The sequence below is a fragment of the Legionella sp. PATHC039 genome (assembly GCF_026191275.1).
Taxonomy (GTDB): Bacteria; Pseudomonadota; Gammaproteobacteria; order Legionellales; family Legionellaceae; genus Legionella; species Legionella pneumophila.
On sequence record NZ_JAPHOP010000001.1, the window covers coordinates 145,104 to 161,400 of the forward strand.

The window sequence follows — 16,297 nt, forward strand, 5'->3', positions numbered from 1 at the left end:
TTAACCTATGGATATTACTCCTTTTTTTAAGCTCATGGTCGATAAAGGTGCCTCAGATTTGTTTTTCAGTGTCGGGGCACCACCAAATATTAAAATTGAAGGCATCACATCACCTATTGGCCAGGTTCCTATCAAATCGAATCAAATGGCAGAAATTGTTTTATCTATTATGAATGACGCACAGCAAAAAGAATTTGAGTCTAAAATGGAACTCAATATGGCTTTTTCATTAGCTGGAGTAGGGCGTTTCCGAATCAATTTATTCAGGCAACGTGGCGAAGTGGCTATGGTGGTGCGTTACATCAAGGGCGAAATACCTTCTATAGAAGATTTAAATCTCCCCCAAATTTTAAAGTCTCTGGTCTTGGAGTTACGAGGTTTAGTATTAGTTGTTGGGTCCACGGGATCGGGTAAATCAACGACTCTGGCCGCGATGATCAACCACCGTAATGAAAATCACAGAGGGCATATTTTAACAATAGAGGATCCTATTGAATATATACATCAACATAAAAAATCAATAGTTGATCAACGAGAGATAGGCATTGATACTCTAAGCTATGACAATGCATTGAAAAACGCAATGAGAGAAGCGCCTGATGTGATATTAATTGGTGAAATTCGTGATCTTAACTCAATGAAACATGCGATAGCTTATGCTGAAACAGGACATTTGTGCATTTCTACTTTGCATGCCAATAACGCCAATCAGGCTCTGGATAGAGTGATTAATTTTTTCCCTGATGAGGCAAGACAACAAATATTGTTAGATTTATCTCTTAATTTAAAAGCAATTATTTCATTACGTTTGATACCAGGAATAGATAATCAGCGTGTCGCAGCGGTGGAGATCTTGATTAACTCTCCTTACATTTCCGATTTGATTGAAAAAGGGAAGATAGACGATATTAAAGAAGTCATGGCAAGAAGCACGGATCAAGGAATGCAGACTTTCGATCAGGCTTTGTTTAATTTATATAAAGAAGGAAAAATTACCAAAGAGAATGCGATTAAGTATGCTGATTCAAAAAATAATGTGGGCTTACAAATTCGCTTGGGTGAAGAAAAAAACTTTAATGTTCAAGATGAGAACCTTCAAATACAACCTGACGACATAGATAAAATATGATCCATTATGTATCGTTTTTACACATTGTTTTGATTGGAGCATTGTGATAAAATTATAGTCTAATTTGTTAGTTTTTCTTCCAATCCATGCCTAGAGTTTATAATCTTAAAGATATTTATCTGGGTGCCCCTTCTTTTTCAGGGCATGAAGTTTATCTTGATGCAGTTTATTATCCTTCTGATCCGTCTGAAAAACATTTTAGAGTTATTTATAAGAAAAATAAGTTTGGTAATGCTAACTTATCTCGCATGGAAGTGGCATTTAGTCAGTTAGCTCGATTATTTTTAGATAATGGATTAACTTCCTTTCAAAAAATGGTAGTGAATGATGCTAATAAAGTACAGGGATTGATAGTAGAGCATTTAAATTATGTTATTGAAAATAAAGAAGGATTGAAGCAGCCGTTTTATACTTTGGATGCTCCAAGGAATGGATGCGACTATACTGAAAAGCGGGTGACTAGCTCGAACGAGATACCTTTCTATTTCCTGGATAAATTGCCTCAAGGGTTTTTTAATCAATTACTGACGGCAGAAAAAAATAATAAATTGAGCATAGATTATGCCTCTTTGGCAAGTATATTGGCTACTTCGTACACGTTGGAAGAGGATGATTTGCATAAAGGGAATTTTGGTTTTTATTTGGTGAAGAAAAAAGGAAAACCGAGGGTTGTCTTTTTCAAAATCGATCATGATTTAATGTTTGTTGACAGCATCATGTCATTTACAACAAGAAGATTCTGCCATTTGTTTGATGGATGTGATGCTTTTGATATCACAGAAGAAGACTTGTTAAAATTTCCTAATTTAAAATATTCTGCTAATAGTTATTGGCCAACCAAAACCAGCTTTTTTTATAAACCATGGGATAATAAAGATTATCGTACCTATGCTGAAATTCAGGCTTTTGCAGATTTAGCCTATGTGGATGAGTTTAACAAGGCCAAATGGCGGTCTTTTTACAAGCATATTTTAATCTCTCAATCTCAAATCGAGGCTACTTTAAAGGCCTGCTTTGATGAGAATAATTCTTCAGACAGAGCGCATATTTCTCTGGTAATTCAAGCGATGTTGGCCAGACAGGCGCGTTTAAAGGCGATGTTATTTTCTCTAAAAGATTTCCGTGATTTTATTCTTTCCCAAAATGAAAAAGAGAAAGATTTATTATGCCATGAAATCCTGAATAACTTGCCAGAAAAAAATAGAGGGTCTTTGCAAAATGAAATTAGACAATCGCTAGATTATAGCCATAAGCTTTGTTGTTCTGGTATTTTTGAGGATGGGGATACACCACTGCATGTAGCAATCAAGCTAGGTGATTATCGTTATGACGAAACGATTGGCATGTATGGGCAATTCATCAACACGAAAAATAGCTCAGGAAAAACTCCTTTGGATATCGCTTTACAGATGGCATGGCAGTCTAAAGTTCATCCTGCGGATGTGCGTAAAGATTATCGTTTTATCATGAAACATTTATTGGCGAATGGAGCTAATCAGACAAAACAGTTTGAAGAATTCGATAAAATTGAAAACATCAGATCCTATCAATTTCATACTCCTTATCTAAACAAAGCCATAAAGGCTAAAACTTATCATGAACTGAAAGAAGTACTCAGGGAAATTGGTGAAGATCATCAGTATTGTTTGAAATTCAAAAAGATGTTGGCAGTTGAATGCATTTCTGAATTTATAAAGGCCAATCAAGATAATCTCAGTTTAAGAGGAATACTGTTAAAATTAAAAAAGGAAGTGGATGGTAAGGGAACAAAATCAGAAAATGCGGCTTTAAGGTATATACGTCAATTAAGAAGTCGGCTATGGATTGTACGTCAAATCAGAGGACTTTATGGCTGGTCTACAACGCAAGGCGAAATTGATTATATGATTGATAAAGAGCTGGCGCGTTTGGATACTAAAGATTTAAAGAGACTTTCATTATTTGATTCCAGAGACAGCAGTGCTTTGGATAATGTCTTTTTGGATATATCACTATCAAAGAATAAAATCTAAGTTCATTCTATTGAGAAAAATACCAATGTTTAGCAATATTATTAAGGCGTAATATACGCCTTAATAAATATACGCAACTACCAGGTTGATTGTTAAATTAAGCCATAAATGATGGCTGAGATAGAAATAATACCCATGAGGGTAACAAATACATTACTGATTTGATTGTTGTATTTTTTCATGGCTGGCACTTTAGCAATGGCATACATTGGCATGATAAATAATAAGACAGCTATGATGGGGCCTCCTAATGTTTCAATCATTTTTAAAATATTAGGGTTAATTGTAGCAACAACCCAACAAGTCAGAATCATAAAGGTTTCAATGATTCTTTGCAGGGAGTTCTTATTAATTGTTTTGCCTGTTGTTGATTTTAATGATTTAACAATAATTCCACTTAAACCTTCCTTGGCACCTAAATAATGTCCCAGAAAAGATTTTGAAATGGCTATGAATGCAATAACCGGTGCAATATAGGCCATAATAGGGGTATTAAAATGATTCGCCAGATAAGACAAAATGGAAATATTTTGTTGCTTTGCTTGCAAAAGATCTTGAGGTGACAGGCTCAACACACAGCTAAATACAAAAAACATCACAGAGAAAACCATCATCAAGTGACTGTATTTCATAATTAATGAGCTTTTCTCGTCAGCTTGGCTACCATATTGCTGCTTTTGATTCACAGCAAAAGATGAAATGATAGGAGAATGGTTAAAGGAAAACACCATCACTGGAATAATTAACCATAAAGTCATTAATAATCCATGGCCTCCATTGGCATGCAAGGAATTGCTTTGGATAAAAATAGCGTTATTCCAATTTGGAATTAAATAAAGCGAAAGCAGAAATAGAATAGTGGCAAAAGGATATACCAATACCGACATCGATTTGACAATAATTTCTTGTCCTAAACGCACGATACCCATTAACCCAAGAATTAATATGATTGCTAAAAGAGCTCGTGGCGGAGGGGTAATTCCCATTTGATTAATCAGGAAACTTTCCGTGGTATTGGTTATTGCGACACTGTACATAAGCAAAATTGGATAAATCGCAAAAAAGTACAGGATAGTCAGCATCTTACCCGCAAATGAGCCAAAGTGCTCTTCTACAACATCGGTAATGTCATTGTGTGAGGACGAGCCTGAAAGGACAAAACGACATAAGGCCATATGAGAATAATAAGTCATGGGGAAGGCCAGAATTGTCATAATGATTAAAGGCAAAATGCCATTAAGACCAGCATCTATAGGAAGGAAAAGAGTTCCGGCACCAATTGCTGTGCCATAGAGGCTTAACATCCAAATCGTATCTTGTTTTTTCCATTGCGATAGTTTTTGGTTGACTATCGGAGATACTATAGCTGCAGATTCATTTGATGACATGAAAAACATCCTCGTTTTAATACTAACTAATAAAATAGCGCCTCGCAAGTTGATCAATATTAACACTACAAAGGCAATATTTCAACAATTGCGAACTAAATCATATCCAACTGAAATGAACAAAGCAAGAGATTAATTTAAGGTAAGGAGCGAGGAAAATGGCCTTGCCTTCTTAACAATTCATGAAGCTCATTCCGATCTTATTCTTTTAAATTATTGCAAATGAATTCGTATTGTAATAAGAATGTTTCTCGAACCAGGTTTAATTAATGGAGTAGTTATGAAACGAATCATTTTGTTTATGATCGCTTGGAGTTTATTGAATTCAGCCTATTCTTCTCACTCACTTCCATCTCAAGCCAGCATTCTCTTTACCCTTGTCAATACAGAGCGTAGTAATTCATGCCCTGCTTTGCTGCATAATGCAAAGATCGTTGTTGATTATGATTATAACTTTGAGCGAAATATGGGGCTAGCTCACTTAAGACAGTTGCAATCGACCAAGTGGAGCGAAACACTTCATCCGCTCGGTTTAAGTAATTATTATGCATTTATGTCGGATATGAAGCCCATAGCGGTTCAGATTGAAGGGGGTGAGGTAACCATTTATCGAATTATTTTTCATTTTTATAAAAATGGCGATAGCAGGATTTATCTTATGATTAATCAAGACGGCGAATGCATTATGAGTTCTGATGTTGTGAATGTTAATTTGTAAAGTAAATAGTATTAATTTTAATGAAAAGCTCTCAAAAACGGCGCTAGCCTTGGTCGAATGCCAAATTATTTATTGACCTTGATTTTGTTTTCTGCCCCTTTTTTCATGACAATGATGCTAATGCGCCGATTTTCAGGATTGTAGGGATTTTTTTTATCGAGAAGAACAGTGGAAGAATAACCTGTGACTGTCATAACTTTATTTTCGTCCATTCCAGCTTTTATCAATGCGCGTCTTGCTGCATTCGCTCTTTGTGCAGATAATTCCCAATTGGTGTATTCCAATTCTTCAGGATTATGATAAGGATTGGCATCGGTGTGGCCTTGAATAGTGATTTTATTAGAAACTGAATTGAGTAGTTTTGCGATGTTAGCGAGTATGGGTTCAATTTCCGGATTGATTTTATCAGAGCCTACATCAAACATGGGTTTTTTCTGATTATCTATCAGTTGAATGCGCAAGCCATCGGACACAACATCCATCAGGAGTTGTTTTTTTAGACCAGCAAGCGATGGATCTTTTTCCATACTTAAATTGATCTCTGATTTCAGCTCTTCAAGTTTTTTTATTTCATTAGCTTGAGATTCAACAATTTCTTTATCTTTTGCTATGCTTTCGTTAATTAAAGGTTTATTAGTGGCAGAAACCTGGCCATCTGTGTCTTCAATATTAGGGCCTCCTCCTTTAATCGTTGCTTTCCTATTCCCCATGCTTTCCCCGCCAAACAATGCCACTTTCATTGGCTGTTTAAAATACTCGGCAATACCCGCTTTTTGAGCTTTGTTTAAAGAAGCAACTAACCACATGAGTAGAAAGAAAGCCATCATGGCCGTTACAAAGTCAGCAAAGGCAATTTTCCACGAGCCTCCATGATGCTTATGAGTATTTTTTTTAATTTTTCTGATGATAGGGGTATAGTGAGTGGTTTTTTCTTTTTTCTCCCGCTTGTCCTTTTTTTCCAGATCGTCGTTGATCGGATCGCTGATGTCGTTTATTTCGCTCATGGCTGTAACCTAACTGGACGTAGCTTCTGTTGCTTCAGAGTTTTGAGTTGTTGTCTGAGCAGTTTTGGCATTTTTTATTTCATCATTTAATTGATTAAATGAAGGTCTTTGCGATGTAAATAATACTTTACGTCCAAATTCAGTAGCAATAATAGGAGGGTTATTGTGCAAACTTGCCAGGATGGTAACTTTTATACATTGCAGCATCAATTGATTCTGATTGGCATTTTGCTCCATAGCAGTAGCGATAGGCCCAACAAAACCATAGCCAATTAAAATACCTAAAAAGGTTCCCACTAACGCGTGAGCGATTAAAACACCTAATTCAGAGGGAGGTAAGCTGATGGATTCCATGGTATGGACAACACCTAATACTGCTGCGACGATACCAAAAGCAGGCATGGCATCAGCCAGTTTGGTGATGGCATTGGCCGGGATCATTTCTTCTTCATGGTGAGATTCGATCTCCATATCCATCAAGCTTTCCAATTGAAAAGGCTGCATGTTGGAAGTGATAATCAATCTCAGGTAATCACAAATAAACTCTATTAAATGGTGATTACTCATTAAATTGGGATAACTGGTAAAAATTGGGCTTTTATCCGGCTCGTCAATGTCATTTTCGAGAGACATTAACCCTTGCTGTCTTGCTTTACTGAGTAAATGGTATAGAAGGCCTAACAAATCACTGGAGGCTTGCTTTGCCGATTTTTGGCCGCGAAATGTAGCAGGCAAAGCTTTTAGAACAGATTTTAAAACAGTTATATTATTACCAACGATAAAGGAACCTATAGCGGCGCCTCCTATTATCAATAATTCAACAGGTTGAAATATAGCGGCGAGATGGCCGCCTGTCAGGCTGAATCCACCAAATACACAGAGTAGTATTACAATATAACCTACTATAATTAACATATCCTTATCCTATAGTATCTGGTGTCCAATTAGTCTTGATATTTTTTCATAGTGTCTTTGGCAGACATGTCATACAGTGCTATACCTTCAGTCATTGGGACTGATTGATTCCAAGGCGATTTTTTGATCGCATTTTTACCATCATCATAACCTTTTTGAATGCGTTCATGAATAGATTTTTTGGAGAATTCATAATCTTTTGAAGACAATTCCGTTTCATCGTGCTCATATAAAAATCGAACCAGTGAAATAGCAGAAGGACGTCCCTTTTTAATACATTCCCTTATTTCAGGTTTTGATTTTTCCTCAGTAGAAATATGGTTTGATAAAATGTGAATTGTGTTTCTTAAATCATGAATTTCCTTGTGAAGGTTAATTAATTTTATAAACCGACTGGAAAATTCAATGTCTTTTTTACGCTTTAATACCTCATCCATTGAGGTAGGAATCATCCCAAAAGAATCAAACAAATGAATCATAAAACAAAGCAGTTGCTTTTGATTGTTATGATTCAGGATATAATTGACTGGTGAATTACTTGATATACCGCCATCCCAGTAATATTTACCATCGACTTTCACTGCCGGGAAACCGGGAGGAAGGGCACCGCTTGCCATAATGTGCTCAGGTCCTATTTTTTGTTTATAGGAATCAAAATAAGTCATCATTCCACTACTTACTTCAACGGCTCCTACACTGATTCGGGTTAATTTATTGTTATTCAGACGATCAAAATCAATAAATTTTTCCAAACTGTTATGCAAAGGAGAAGTATCATAGTAACTTAATAAATCAGGGCTGTTATGCCAACCAAAATGAGGGGAAGGGAAACGAGGTACAAAAAAACCTGGCTGTCCCAAGAGTAAAGCGGAATGAGCAGCAATTAAATGCTGAATTTTCCGACTTATCTTATCATCGAGGAGAGTTGATTCATTGACTGCGGACGAAGTAGCGATAGATTCCCAAAATTGATACATTTTTTCTATCCGCTCTTTGTCAGAGTTACCTGCAGCAATGGCCGCATTAATTGCTCCAATAGAGGTTCCCACGTACCAATGAGGGTGGTATCCCACTTCATTTAAAGCATGCAACACTCCAGCTTGATAGGCACCCAAAGCCCCCCCTCCCTGAAAGCTGCATGCAATATGGTGATACTCAATCTGTCTTGCAGATTTTTTAGTTCGAGTCATGGTTGTTTACTCCATGAACCAACCATGACTGACTACCAATGATTGTCCTGTAAGCGCATTCGATTCAAATGATGCAAAAAATAAAGCGGTTTGTGCTACATCGTCTGTGGTGGTGAATTCCCCATCAACTGTTTCTTTTAGCATCACTTTCTTGATGACATCTTCTTCACTGATGCCTAATTCTTTTGCTTGCTCTGGAATTTGTTTGTCAACGAGAGGAGTACGGACAAACCCCGGGCAAATGACATTGGCTCTTACCTTATGGGTTCCACCTTCCTTGGCAACTACTTTGCATAAACCCAATAGGCCATGTTTGGCAGTAACATAAGGTGCTTTGAGTACAGAGGCTTCTTTGGAATGGACCGAGCCCATATAAATGATACTGCCGCCATTGCCTGAGGCATACATGTATTTCAAGCAAGCTTTAGTAGTTAAAAAGGCACCATCCAAATGAATGGCAAGCATTCTTTTCCAGTCTGAAAAGGCTAATTTATCTACTGATTCGATGATTTGAATACCGGCATTGCTGACTAAAACATCAATTCCTCCAAAGTGATCAGCTACTTTATCAACGCCCTGATTGACTTGTGCTTCATCAGTTACATTCATGGCAACGGCGATTGCTTGCCCGCCTGATGATTTGATTTCCTCTGCTACATGGCTTGCCTGATCAAGATTCAGATCAGCGATTGCTACCTTTGCCCCTTCTTTAGCATAAACAAGCGCAATTTCTTTACCTATTCCGCTTGCTGCTCCTGTGACAATAGCGACTTTATTTTTCAGTTTCATCTTTACTATCCTTGTCATTGTTTTCCATGAATTGATTATAGCAATTGATTTTTAATAATGCCTTATTATTTGCTAACAAAAATCTTTGATGAATTGTTTAAGTTTTTAGAGAGTTGTCTTTAAGGGAGGTAATTGCTTCTTTTCTGTATCATTTCACCAAGAGTTTTGGTGTTACCAAATCAATAAATATCCTGGCCCTTTCTCTATCTAGAAAAGACCAGGTCCTTATGATCGCTAAAATGATTAAGGAATATATTTAGTTGACTAGTCAGAATTAATAGTAATAATAGGGATAGCCACTGTAGTAATAATACTCACGTCTGTCTTGCTCTTGACCGATGGCACCGCCTACCAATGCACCAGCTCCTGCTCCAATTGCAGTTCCCAATGCTGATCCTCCAGAAACTCCATAGCCAATACCAGCGCCCGCAGCTGCTCCAACTGCTGTTCCAACTTGAGTATTTGTGCAACCTACCATCATAGTGGTTGATATCCCTATGAAAAACAACGTTGGTATAATCTTTTTCATAGTAAACTTCCTTTTGTAAGTTGTTGCCTTCATATCAAGAATAGTACAAAATAAGATAAATATGTTAAAAATTTAAACAAATATGTGTTTGGGGTTGAAGCTAATGATTGCTGATAGAGATTCTAGTTGACTAAAGTGTTATATAAAAATTTACTCGGATGTCTGTTTTCCAGTAATATACGATCATGGATCATTAATTTTTGAGGGCAACATGTTCAGTGGAAGTATAGTAGCCTTGGTAACCCCCATGCGAAATGATAGCGTCGATGTTCATCATTTGCGAGAACTGGTTGAATTTCATATAGCTAAGGGAACTCATGCCTTGGTCGCAGCTGGCACGACTGGTGAGGCTGGTACTTTATCACATAGCGAAAAACTTCTGGTCATCAAAACAGTCATTGAACAAGCAAAAGAAAGAGTGCCTGTGATTGCAGGTACTGCTATGAATGCGACCAAGGATTGTATTGAACTAACCCAGCAAGCTATGGAATATGGGGCGCATGCTGCTTTAATCATGACACCAGCCTATATCAAACCTACTCAAGAAGGCTTGTATTTGCACTACAGTTATATTGCCCAATCCGTAGCGATTCCGATTATTTTATATAATGTTCCGGGAAGAACAGCCTGTGATATGTTACCCGAAACGGTAGCAAGACTGGCTAAAATTTCGAATATAATAGGAATAAAGGAAGCAACCGGACAGATGACTCGTTTACAGCAGATTTTGCGGTTATGCGAAGGGAGCATTGATGTTTACAGTGGCGATGATTTGACATCTGCCCAATGGTTGTTGGCTGGGGCTAAAGGTGTTGTTTCAGTCACGGCTAATGTGGCTGCTAAATTGATGGCAAAAATGTGTGATTTGGCAATGGATGATGATCAAGCAGGATGTTTGCGTATTCAAGAGCAATTAATGCCTTTACATGAACTTTTGTTCGTGGAGTCGAATCCAATCCCAGTAAAATGGGCCATGAACAAAATGAGATTGATTGGAGGGGAATTAAGATTACCGATGACGGAGTTGTCTGAAAAATATCATCAGGCTTTGGAAAAGGTGTTGAAGAATTTAGAGTTGATATAACTGAGGGTTTTGTTGTGAAAAAATTGAGTTTTATAGTCTTGGCAGCACTGGCACTAACAGCATGTAATTCTCGTTATGCCAGTAATGGAGAAAATTTATATTTACAGAGCCGTAATGGTGAAGCTTTGGTAGTACCACCTCCATTGACGAGTGCCAATATTAGTAATTTTTATGATTTACCTCAACAAACTCAGGATGCGCGGGTGAGTATAGCGCCTCCGGTGGAAGATATCACAACTTCATAAGGATTCATCATGTCGCCATCAGAATCAGGAGAGTTGTCAATAATACAGGAGTTGTCTCAGCGTATCGTGGAGGCGCAGCGTCAAATCAGGATTCTTGATAGCATCAAATGGGATGAATCAGTAAAGCAGGAATTTTTTAAGTTCAAGGGAAAAAAACTTCCTTCTATTGATAAGGCTTATTATGACGGTAAGCCACTGCCTTTTAAAGTCAAAGACAAGCAGGAAGAGTTTCGTATCATTTTGCGTGACGCACAGAATCAATTAGGGCAATACTCCACAGTAACTCGCCTAATCAGACGTCAATGCGAAGAGTATAGTCGTGCTGCCCAGATGTTATCTTTGCGGGGTACTCCGTCGTTTAGTGAAATGGCCATGGAATTGTATGGTAGCCCGGATGATGTATTTTATGTGGGGGGACCGCGTATGTGTGAAATGGGTTCCCTGCTGTTTGATGTATTAAAGAGTCTCCAGGTCCAATTGCAATCTCAGGCTGATGTCAAGCGTTACACGCCGATACAGGCTCAGGAAATTTTACAGGAGCGGTTAGGAAAGTTTTTTGACAAGCACCCTGGTCGAGTGAGTGTTATGGTTAGTGATGATATGATTGCTGACGCCTCTGCTGGGGCTGACAGCATCAAATTAAGTCAAAACGCTATGTTTAGCGATAGAGATTTACGCTATTTGGAAGTTCATGAGGGCTGGGTTCATGTGGGAACGACTCTCAATGGAGCCTTGCAACCGAATTGCTTTTTCCTGTCTAAAGGTTCTCCTTCCAGCAGCGTGATTCAGGAGGGCTTGGCAGTCATTACCGAAGTCGTGACATTTTCTTCTTATCCAGGTCGGATGTTGAAAATTACAAACCGGGTGATTGCCCTGGATAAGGTGACTCAAGGGGCAGATTTTATTGATATTTATCGCTATTTCCTGGAGTGCGGATTGTCAGAAGAAGACAGCTATAACCAGTCCGTACGTATATTTAGAGGCAGTACACCGACAGGTGGCCCATTTACCAAGGATTTATCCTATGCCAAGGGATTTGTGTTAATTTACAATTATATACGCTTTGCTATAGGTCAAAAAAGAGTCGACACAATCCCACTATTATTTACCGGCAAGCTGGTTTTGGATGATTTACCTTTGCTAGGTGAATTAAAAGAACGCGAGATTTTAACGGATCCAGTGTATCTTCCACCTCCTTTCCAGGATTTGGCTGCATTAAGTGCGTGGATGAGTTTCTCTCTGTATTTGAACCAGTTTGATTTAAATGAAATTCAAAAGAATTTTCGATTTTTGTTGGTTTAAACATTAATGAGTTTGCATTTGGCCAAGAGTAAACGGATAGTCGTGCCTGCAACGGGCATAGGCTCCGCCTATTTTGGCCGGATTCGGGTGATAAGCATAATGAGTGGCGTTGTAGTTACAGCAAGGTACTGAGCTGATAAAACATCCCCGTTTGGCATTCCATACAAGGCCTGCTTCAGTCAGATCCAACGTTCGCCCATCAAAACAGACATACCTGGGTTGAGAAGCCTGACCGCCAACAATACAGCCTTGGGCATAGGTGAGGTTTGTTAGAATTAACCCACAAAGAATTATTTTTATTCTCATTCTATTCACCTTATCCTTGCTATACTTCTAATTATAAAGCTAGCTTAGGTTTCACCTATTCAAGCATTGTGATATTAATATCGGCAAAATTTAAGGATAACTTAAGATTTTTGGCTTAAAATAGTTAAATGATGATTTCCGAGGAGCATATCTTATGCCAATCAATAAACAACTTTATGACGTGCTATCAGATCTCTCTAAGTTAGCTCAAGAAGATGAAGTTCTTCGGAATAAAGCTTTCGATGATATTTTAAAGGCCGATCCAAACAAACCAGATGAATTTAGAAAAGCCATTAAAGATAATGAAGATTTTTGGAAAAAATACCCAGTTCCCAATTTTGGTCATTTAATGACCCATGAAACTGAACTCGCAGGAGTATATGTATTCCGACAACAAATGCCTATACCTGATTATTTTACCTCAGATAAATTTTTAGATTCACAAGATACTATTAATAGTTTTCAAAAGATGCGCCAATTGGCCGCTGAGCAACGTGTTAAGCTTGGGTTGGTGAAATCTGATGTTGATACTTTAGTTGCTATTTTAAAAAACAATCCTGAAGAGTGCAGGGCTTATATCGAATCCAAAAAACCAGCTTTGGGTAATTTTAGTGAAGGGAATGTGCATGGTTGGTTAAAAGAAGAATATACCCCGACGATTCCCCCGAAAGCTATTAACAAATCTACTGGTGTTTTATCTGATGAAGCGATCAAAAGGATTAAAGAACAGGCTCGTGATTTGTTATTGCTTAAATTGATTAACAGTTCTGAAAATACACAATTATTAAAAGACTTGCGTGATGCCAGGAGTAAACCCGAGGCTGAACGTGCTGCGAATGCCTTGGGTTTTCCTACTGAAGGAAACGGGGTATTGTTTTTGAGTAGAGAAGTAGTTGATGCTCTGGAAGAAAGGGTTGAAAAACTAGAACAGGAAGTTGCCAAGAGAGGATTTGATAGTTATGTCCAATCATTATCTCACGATGAGCTATTAGCCAAAAAAAACGGGTTGGAAAGTACGACAGCTGCAGGGTTTAAAAACAGTTTAGATGAACCTTATAAAACGTACTTACCGGAGTCAGAATGGCAGAGGGCCCAAGGAGTATTGGGAGCTCGTTATCTTCAAGTCGTTTTATCCTCAACAACTCAAAATCTGAAGGATGCTCTCAACGCCAAAGATGCCAAGGCATTGATTGCTGAATTGAAAAAAACAGGGCTTTTGGGAGACCATGATTATATCGCTAATGCAGTGACCGAAGACAATTTTGGTTCTATCAAAAAAGCCATGATGAGAAGCTTTATCAATAACCTCAAGAATGAGCCGAATTTAAAGGCCTTGGATGCTTTAAAAGTATTAGACGGGGCTAAAAATTTGGATAAATTTAAAGAGGTACTCAAGAAGTTAGGTATCACTCCAGCGGATTGGGTGAAAGACACCGATTTGAAAGATATGAAGCAATGGGCAAGAGCGCGCCAGTTTGAACTTGAAATAAATAGAGTGTCTTCTTTAGGCAGCGGGGCCCATTCGAAATTAATGAGTGCATTGACCCAGCTTCCAGCCGAAAAACAAAGAGAGATTTTGGCCAAGCCACAACAATTACGCCATTTAATGAATGCTTATGAATCTCATGTAGCAGAACATTACCTTGGAAAAAATGCATCCGGAATTGCAGAGCTCTTGACAGAGAATAAAAGACTCGAGGGATTTAGGGCCATTCACAATGCCGAGGTAGCCAGAGTTTTGGCTAATTTTAAACCTGAAATCACTTTAAATGACAAGCAAGTTGCTGCTATTAATCAGGCATTAACCACCGCCAATTCTAACCCCAATACCTATACACAGGTCACCGACTACAAAACCTTGATTGATGCCATTAAAACTCAATCTGGCCCTGTAAATCAAAAAGATTTTTACAACGCCTTTAATTTAAACGATGATGGCACTGCTTTTACCAGCTCAACTCTTCGAAAAGATGAGATGAGTAAGCAGCAAGAATATAATAAGAATTTGTATATTGAATACAATAATCCTGCTAACTCAGGAAATAAAAAACTATTAGGTGTCTTATTAAGTTTGGATAAACTTGTAATTTTTGGAATACGAGAAAAGCCATCAACACTTACAAGCTCACCTATAACAAATTACTTTTTCGAAAATCTAAAGGACAGTAAAACCGTTGAAGAATACTCCGATAATTTATTTGGCAAAAATCCGACTGATCCGGGACTTCAAAAGCTTAAACAAGATTTTTTAAGAGAGCTAACCCCTGCTTTATTTAACGAGATAAAAAATGATCTCAGGAAACAGGAATTGTTAGGTACCAATCCTGCTAACGTTATGACAGCAATCAAAGCTCTGAGTACTGAATTAGAATCTATTAAGGGAATTACAGGACCAATAAGAACAAACGCAGATAAATTAAAGTTTATCAATGATATTGATCCAGTTCATTTATACAACCCAACCTTTCAGGGTACCGCCAGATCCAAAGCAGCTCAGATGAAAGAAAGATATGAAGGGTTATCCAGGGATTGTGAACTGGTTGTTGAACAATTACGACGTCAGGTGATTGCTCTCGAAGGTCATTTGAAGAGCTTGCCCAAAGATAGTCAATTTAAGGCTGCTGGCTTGGCCCTGGAACAAAAAGAGGAAATCAAAAAATTACGTACTGATTTGCAAACTGAGTTGGATGCGGTGCGCAAGGATTTGGATTTTTATAAAAAAATACAGGGAAAGTTAGAAACCATTGTAAAGGAAGTGGACGTGGCAGCCAAAGGGAAGATGCATTATTACTACAACTCTGAGGGTATCAAACGCCATCCTCCTGTTTCACGTGATCAGATACCGCCATTACCCAATGTCCCTAATCCTTCTCTGAGATCGAGTACAACCGCTACTACTGGTTCTAACGGAAGGATACAAGAATTTCTTGTTGGTGAAAAAATACCGGAAGGGCAGATTGTTGTCGTTGATGTATCTCATAAAACAGCACCGAAATCCGGTGCTCCTGTGGAAACGATAGGACGGTATACTCAGGATAACAATGTTCCTGATCAAGTAACGAGCAAAAAAGGAGAAATTAGCAAGGTTCCCGGAAGTAAATTTGAGATTTTACAATCCCCGACGCAAGTTCCACCTCCAAATCCTCCAAGTGGAGATCCTCCGGTAGAAGCTAACGTCAATTTTTACATGGCGATGGCGACTGATATTTTAGCAAGTCTGGATAGTCCGCCAACCAAGGATAAACCGATACTATTACGCGGATCTAATCCCGAAGAACTGGAATATTTGTACACTTCCCTGGTGATCCTTGGTGAAAAGAATCCAAAATTCAAGTTTAACCCTGACGCGATTCAGGTGGATTCTGCAGTATTCCATCCGGATAATGTGAAAGGGCGGTTGTGGGGATTTAGCAGCAATTCATTATATAGTCAGGTATTTACTAACACAGGATTAACAGAGACCCAGAATATCATACAGTCTAAAATAAAACATATGCAACAGATGACTGATGAGAAATTTAGTCCTCAGAAAGAAAGAGAAAAAGTGGATTCCAAAGTACAAGAGATTACTGATAAACAAAGCAAGATGAAGAAGGAACTGAATCCGGTGCATAAAAAAACTGAAAGAACCATTGAACAAGAAGGACCAGCACCTGAAAGTCCGAGTACAGGGATGCGTAAGTAAA

At 38.1% G+C, this 16,297-nt stretch carries 14 protein-coding genes; 7 read left to right on the forward strand and 7 right to left on the reverse strand.

Annotation, left to right across the window (positions count from 1 at the left end; genetic code table 11):
* Positions 1-7 precede the first annotated feature (7 nt).
* Positions 8-1,129: a PilT/PilU family type 4a pilus ATPase gene (locus tag OQI99_RS00765; protein WP_265731077.1), complete on the forward strand. Its 1,122-nt coding sequence runs from the start codon at positions 8-10 to the stop codon at positions 1,127-1,129.
* An 86-nt stretch (positions 1,130-1,215) separates the two neighbouring features.
* A complete protein-coding gene (gene ankK, locus OQI99_RS00770) occupies positions 1,216-3,141 on the forward strand; it encodes a Dot/Icm T4SS effector AnkK/LegA5 (protein ID WP_265731078.1) in 1,926 nt (641 codons plus the stop codon).
* A 92-nt stretch (positions 3,142-3,233) separates the two neighbouring features.
* On the opposite strand, the gene OQI99_RS00775 is transcribed toward ankK, so the two are convergent.
* Positions 3,234-4,529, reverse strand: a complete 1,296-nt coding sequence (locus OQI99_RS00775) for a serine/threonine transporter (RefSeq protein ID WP_265731079.1) — start codon at positions 4,527-4,529, stop codon at positions 3,234-3,236.
* Between the two features lie 280 nt (positions 4,530-4,809).
* On the opposite strand from OQI99_RS00775, the gene OQI99_RS00780 reads away from it, so the two are divergent.
* A complete protein-coding gene (locus OQI99_RS00780) occupies positions 4,810-5,247 on the forward strand; it encodes a hypothetical protein (protein WP_265731080.1) in 438 nt (145 codons plus the stop codon).
* A 65-nt stretch (positions 5,248-5,312) separates the two neighbouring features.
* Here OQI99_RS00780 and motB read toward each other — a convergent pair whose 3' ends face one another.
* The 5 genes from motB to OQI99_RS00805 form a co-directional block, all read right to left on the reverse strand.
* Positions 5,313-6,251, reverse strand: a complete 939-nt coding sequence (gene motB / locus OQI99_RS00785; protein ID WP_265731081.1) for a flagellar motor protein MotB — start codon at positions 6,249-6,251, stop codon at positions 5,313-5,315.
* A gap of 9 nt (positions 6,252-6,260) precedes the next feature.
* The gene (gene motA / locus OQI99_RS00790) at positions 6,261-7,166 is read right to left on the reverse strand and encodes a flagellar motor stator protein MotA (protein WP_061513846.1); all 906 of its coding nucleotides are present in this window, start codon (positions 7,164-7,166) and stop codon (positions 6,261-6,263) included.
* A gap of 29 nt (positions 7,167-7,195) precedes the next feature.
* Positions 7,196-8,356 (reverse strand): patatin-like phospholipase family protein, encoded by a 1,161-nt coding sequence (locus OQI99_RS00795; RefSeq protein ID WP_265731082.1) that lies wholly within the window; start codon positions 8,354-8,356, stop codon positions 7,196-7,198.
* Between the two features lie 6 nt (positions 8,357-8,362).
* Complete coding sequence (locus tag OQI99_RS00800; protein ID WP_265731083.1) at positions 8,363-9,145, reverse strand: 3-hydroxybutyrate dehydrogenase; 783 nt, start codon at positions 9,143-9,145, stop codon at positions 8,363-8,365.
* A gap of 274 nt (positions 9,146-9,419) precedes the next feature.
* On the reverse strand, positions 9,420-9,674 hold the full coding sequence (locus OQI99_RS00805; RefSeq protein ID WP_011216207.1) for a glycine zipper domain-containing protein: 255 nt from the start codon (positions 9,672-9,674) through the stop codon (positions 9,420-9,422).
* 211 nt (positions 9,675-9,885) lie between these two features.
* Here OQI99_RS00805 and dapA point away from each other — a divergent pair, with 211 nt between their 5' ends.
* The 3 genes from dapA to OQI99_RS00820 are packed head-to-tail and all read left to right on the forward strand — an operon-like array spanning position 9,886 to position 12,305.
* The gene (dapA, locus tag OQI99_RS00810; RefSeq protein ID WP_265731084.1) at positions 9,886-10,758 is read left to right on the forward strand and encodes a 4-hydroxy-tetrahydrodipicolinate synthase; all 873 of its coding nucleotides are present in this window, start codon (positions 9,886-9,888) and stop codon (positions 10,756-10,758) included.
* 14 nt (positions 10,759-10,772) lie between these two features.
* Positions 10,773-11,003, forward strand: coding sequence for a hypothetical protein (locus OQI99_RS00815; RefSeq protein WP_011947157.1), 231 nt, complete (start codon positions 10,773-10,775; stop codon positions 11,001-11,003).
* A gap of 9 nt (positions 11,004-11,012) precedes the next feature.
* Entirely contained in the window at positions 11,013-12,305 is a 1,293-nt protein-coding gene (locus OQI99_RS00820) for a flavohemoglobin expression-modulating QEGLA motif protein (protein ID WP_061485045.1), read from the forward strand.
* A gap of 3 nt (positions 12,306-12,308) precedes the next feature.
* Here OQI99_RS00820 and OQI99_RS00825 read toward each other — a convergent pair whose 3' ends face one another.
* On the reverse strand, positions 12,309-12,611 hold the full coding sequence (locus OQI99_RS00825) for a hypothetical protein (protein WP_061513850.1): 303 nt from the start codon (positions 12,609-12,611) through the stop codon (positions 12,309-12,311).
* A 154-nt stretch (positions 12,612-12,765) separates the two neighbouring features.
* Between OQI99_RS00825 and OQI99_RS00830 the strand changes: the two genes are divergently transcribed.
* Complete coding sequence (locus OQI99_RS00830) at positions 12,766-16,296, forward strand: interaptin (RefSeq protein WP_322783687.1); 3,531 nt, start codon at positions 12,766-12,768, stop codon at positions 16,294-16,296.
* Position 16,297 lies beyond the last annotated feature (1 nt).

Bases quoted from the DNA above. Each gene is read 5' to 3' on its own strand.
- OQI99_RS00765 (WP_265731077.1), top strand. From the start codon at position 8: ATGGATATTACTCCTTTTTTTAAGCTCATGGTCGATAAAGGTGCCTCA.
- ankK (WP_265731078.1), top strand. From the start codon at position 1,216: ATGCCTAGAGTTTATAATCTTAAAGATATTTATCTGGGTGCCCCTTCT.
- OQI99_RS00775 (WP_265731079.1), bottom strand. From the start codon at position 4,529: ATGTCATCAAATGAATCTGCAGCTATAGTATCTCCGATAGTCAACCAA.
- OQI99_RS00780 (WP_265731080.1), top strand. From the start codon at position 4,810: ATGAAACGAATCATTTTGTTTATGATCGCTTGGAGTTTATTGAATTCA.
- motB (WP_265731081.1), bottom strand. From the start codon at position 6,251: ATGAGCGAAATAAACGACATCAGCGATCCGATCAACGACGATCTGGAA.
- motA (WP_061513846.1), bottom strand. From the start codon at position 7,166: ATGTTAATTATAGTAGGTTATATTGTAATACTACTCTGTGTATTTGGT.
- OQI99_RS00795 (WP_265731082.1), bottom strand. From the start codon at position 8,356: ATGACTCGAACTAAAAAATCTGCAAGACAGATTGAGTATCACCATATT.
- OQI99_RS00800 (WP_265731083.1), bottom strand. From the start codon at position 9,145: ATGAAACTGAAAAATAAAGTCGCTATTGTCACAGGAGCAGCAAGCGGA.
- OQI99_RS00805 (WP_011216207.1), bottom strand. From the start codon at position 9,674: ATGAAAAAGATTATACCAACGTTGTTTTTCATAGGGATATCAACCACT.
- dapA (WP_265731084.1), top strand. From the start codon at position 9,886: ATGTTCAGTGGAAGTATAGTAGCCTTGGTAACCCCCATGCGAAATGAT.
- OQI99_RS00820 (WP_061485045.1), top strand. From the start codon at position 11,013: ATGTCGCCATCAGAATCAGGAGAGTTGTCAATAATACAGGAGTTGTCT.
- OQI99_RS00825 (WP_061513850.1), bottom strand. From the start codon at position 12,611: ATGAGAATAAAAATAATTCTTTGTGGGTTAATTCTAACAAACCTCACC.
- OQI99_RS00830 (WP_322783687.1), top strand. From the start codon at position 12,766: ATGCCAATCAATAAACAACTTTATGACGTGCTATCAGATCTCTCTAAG.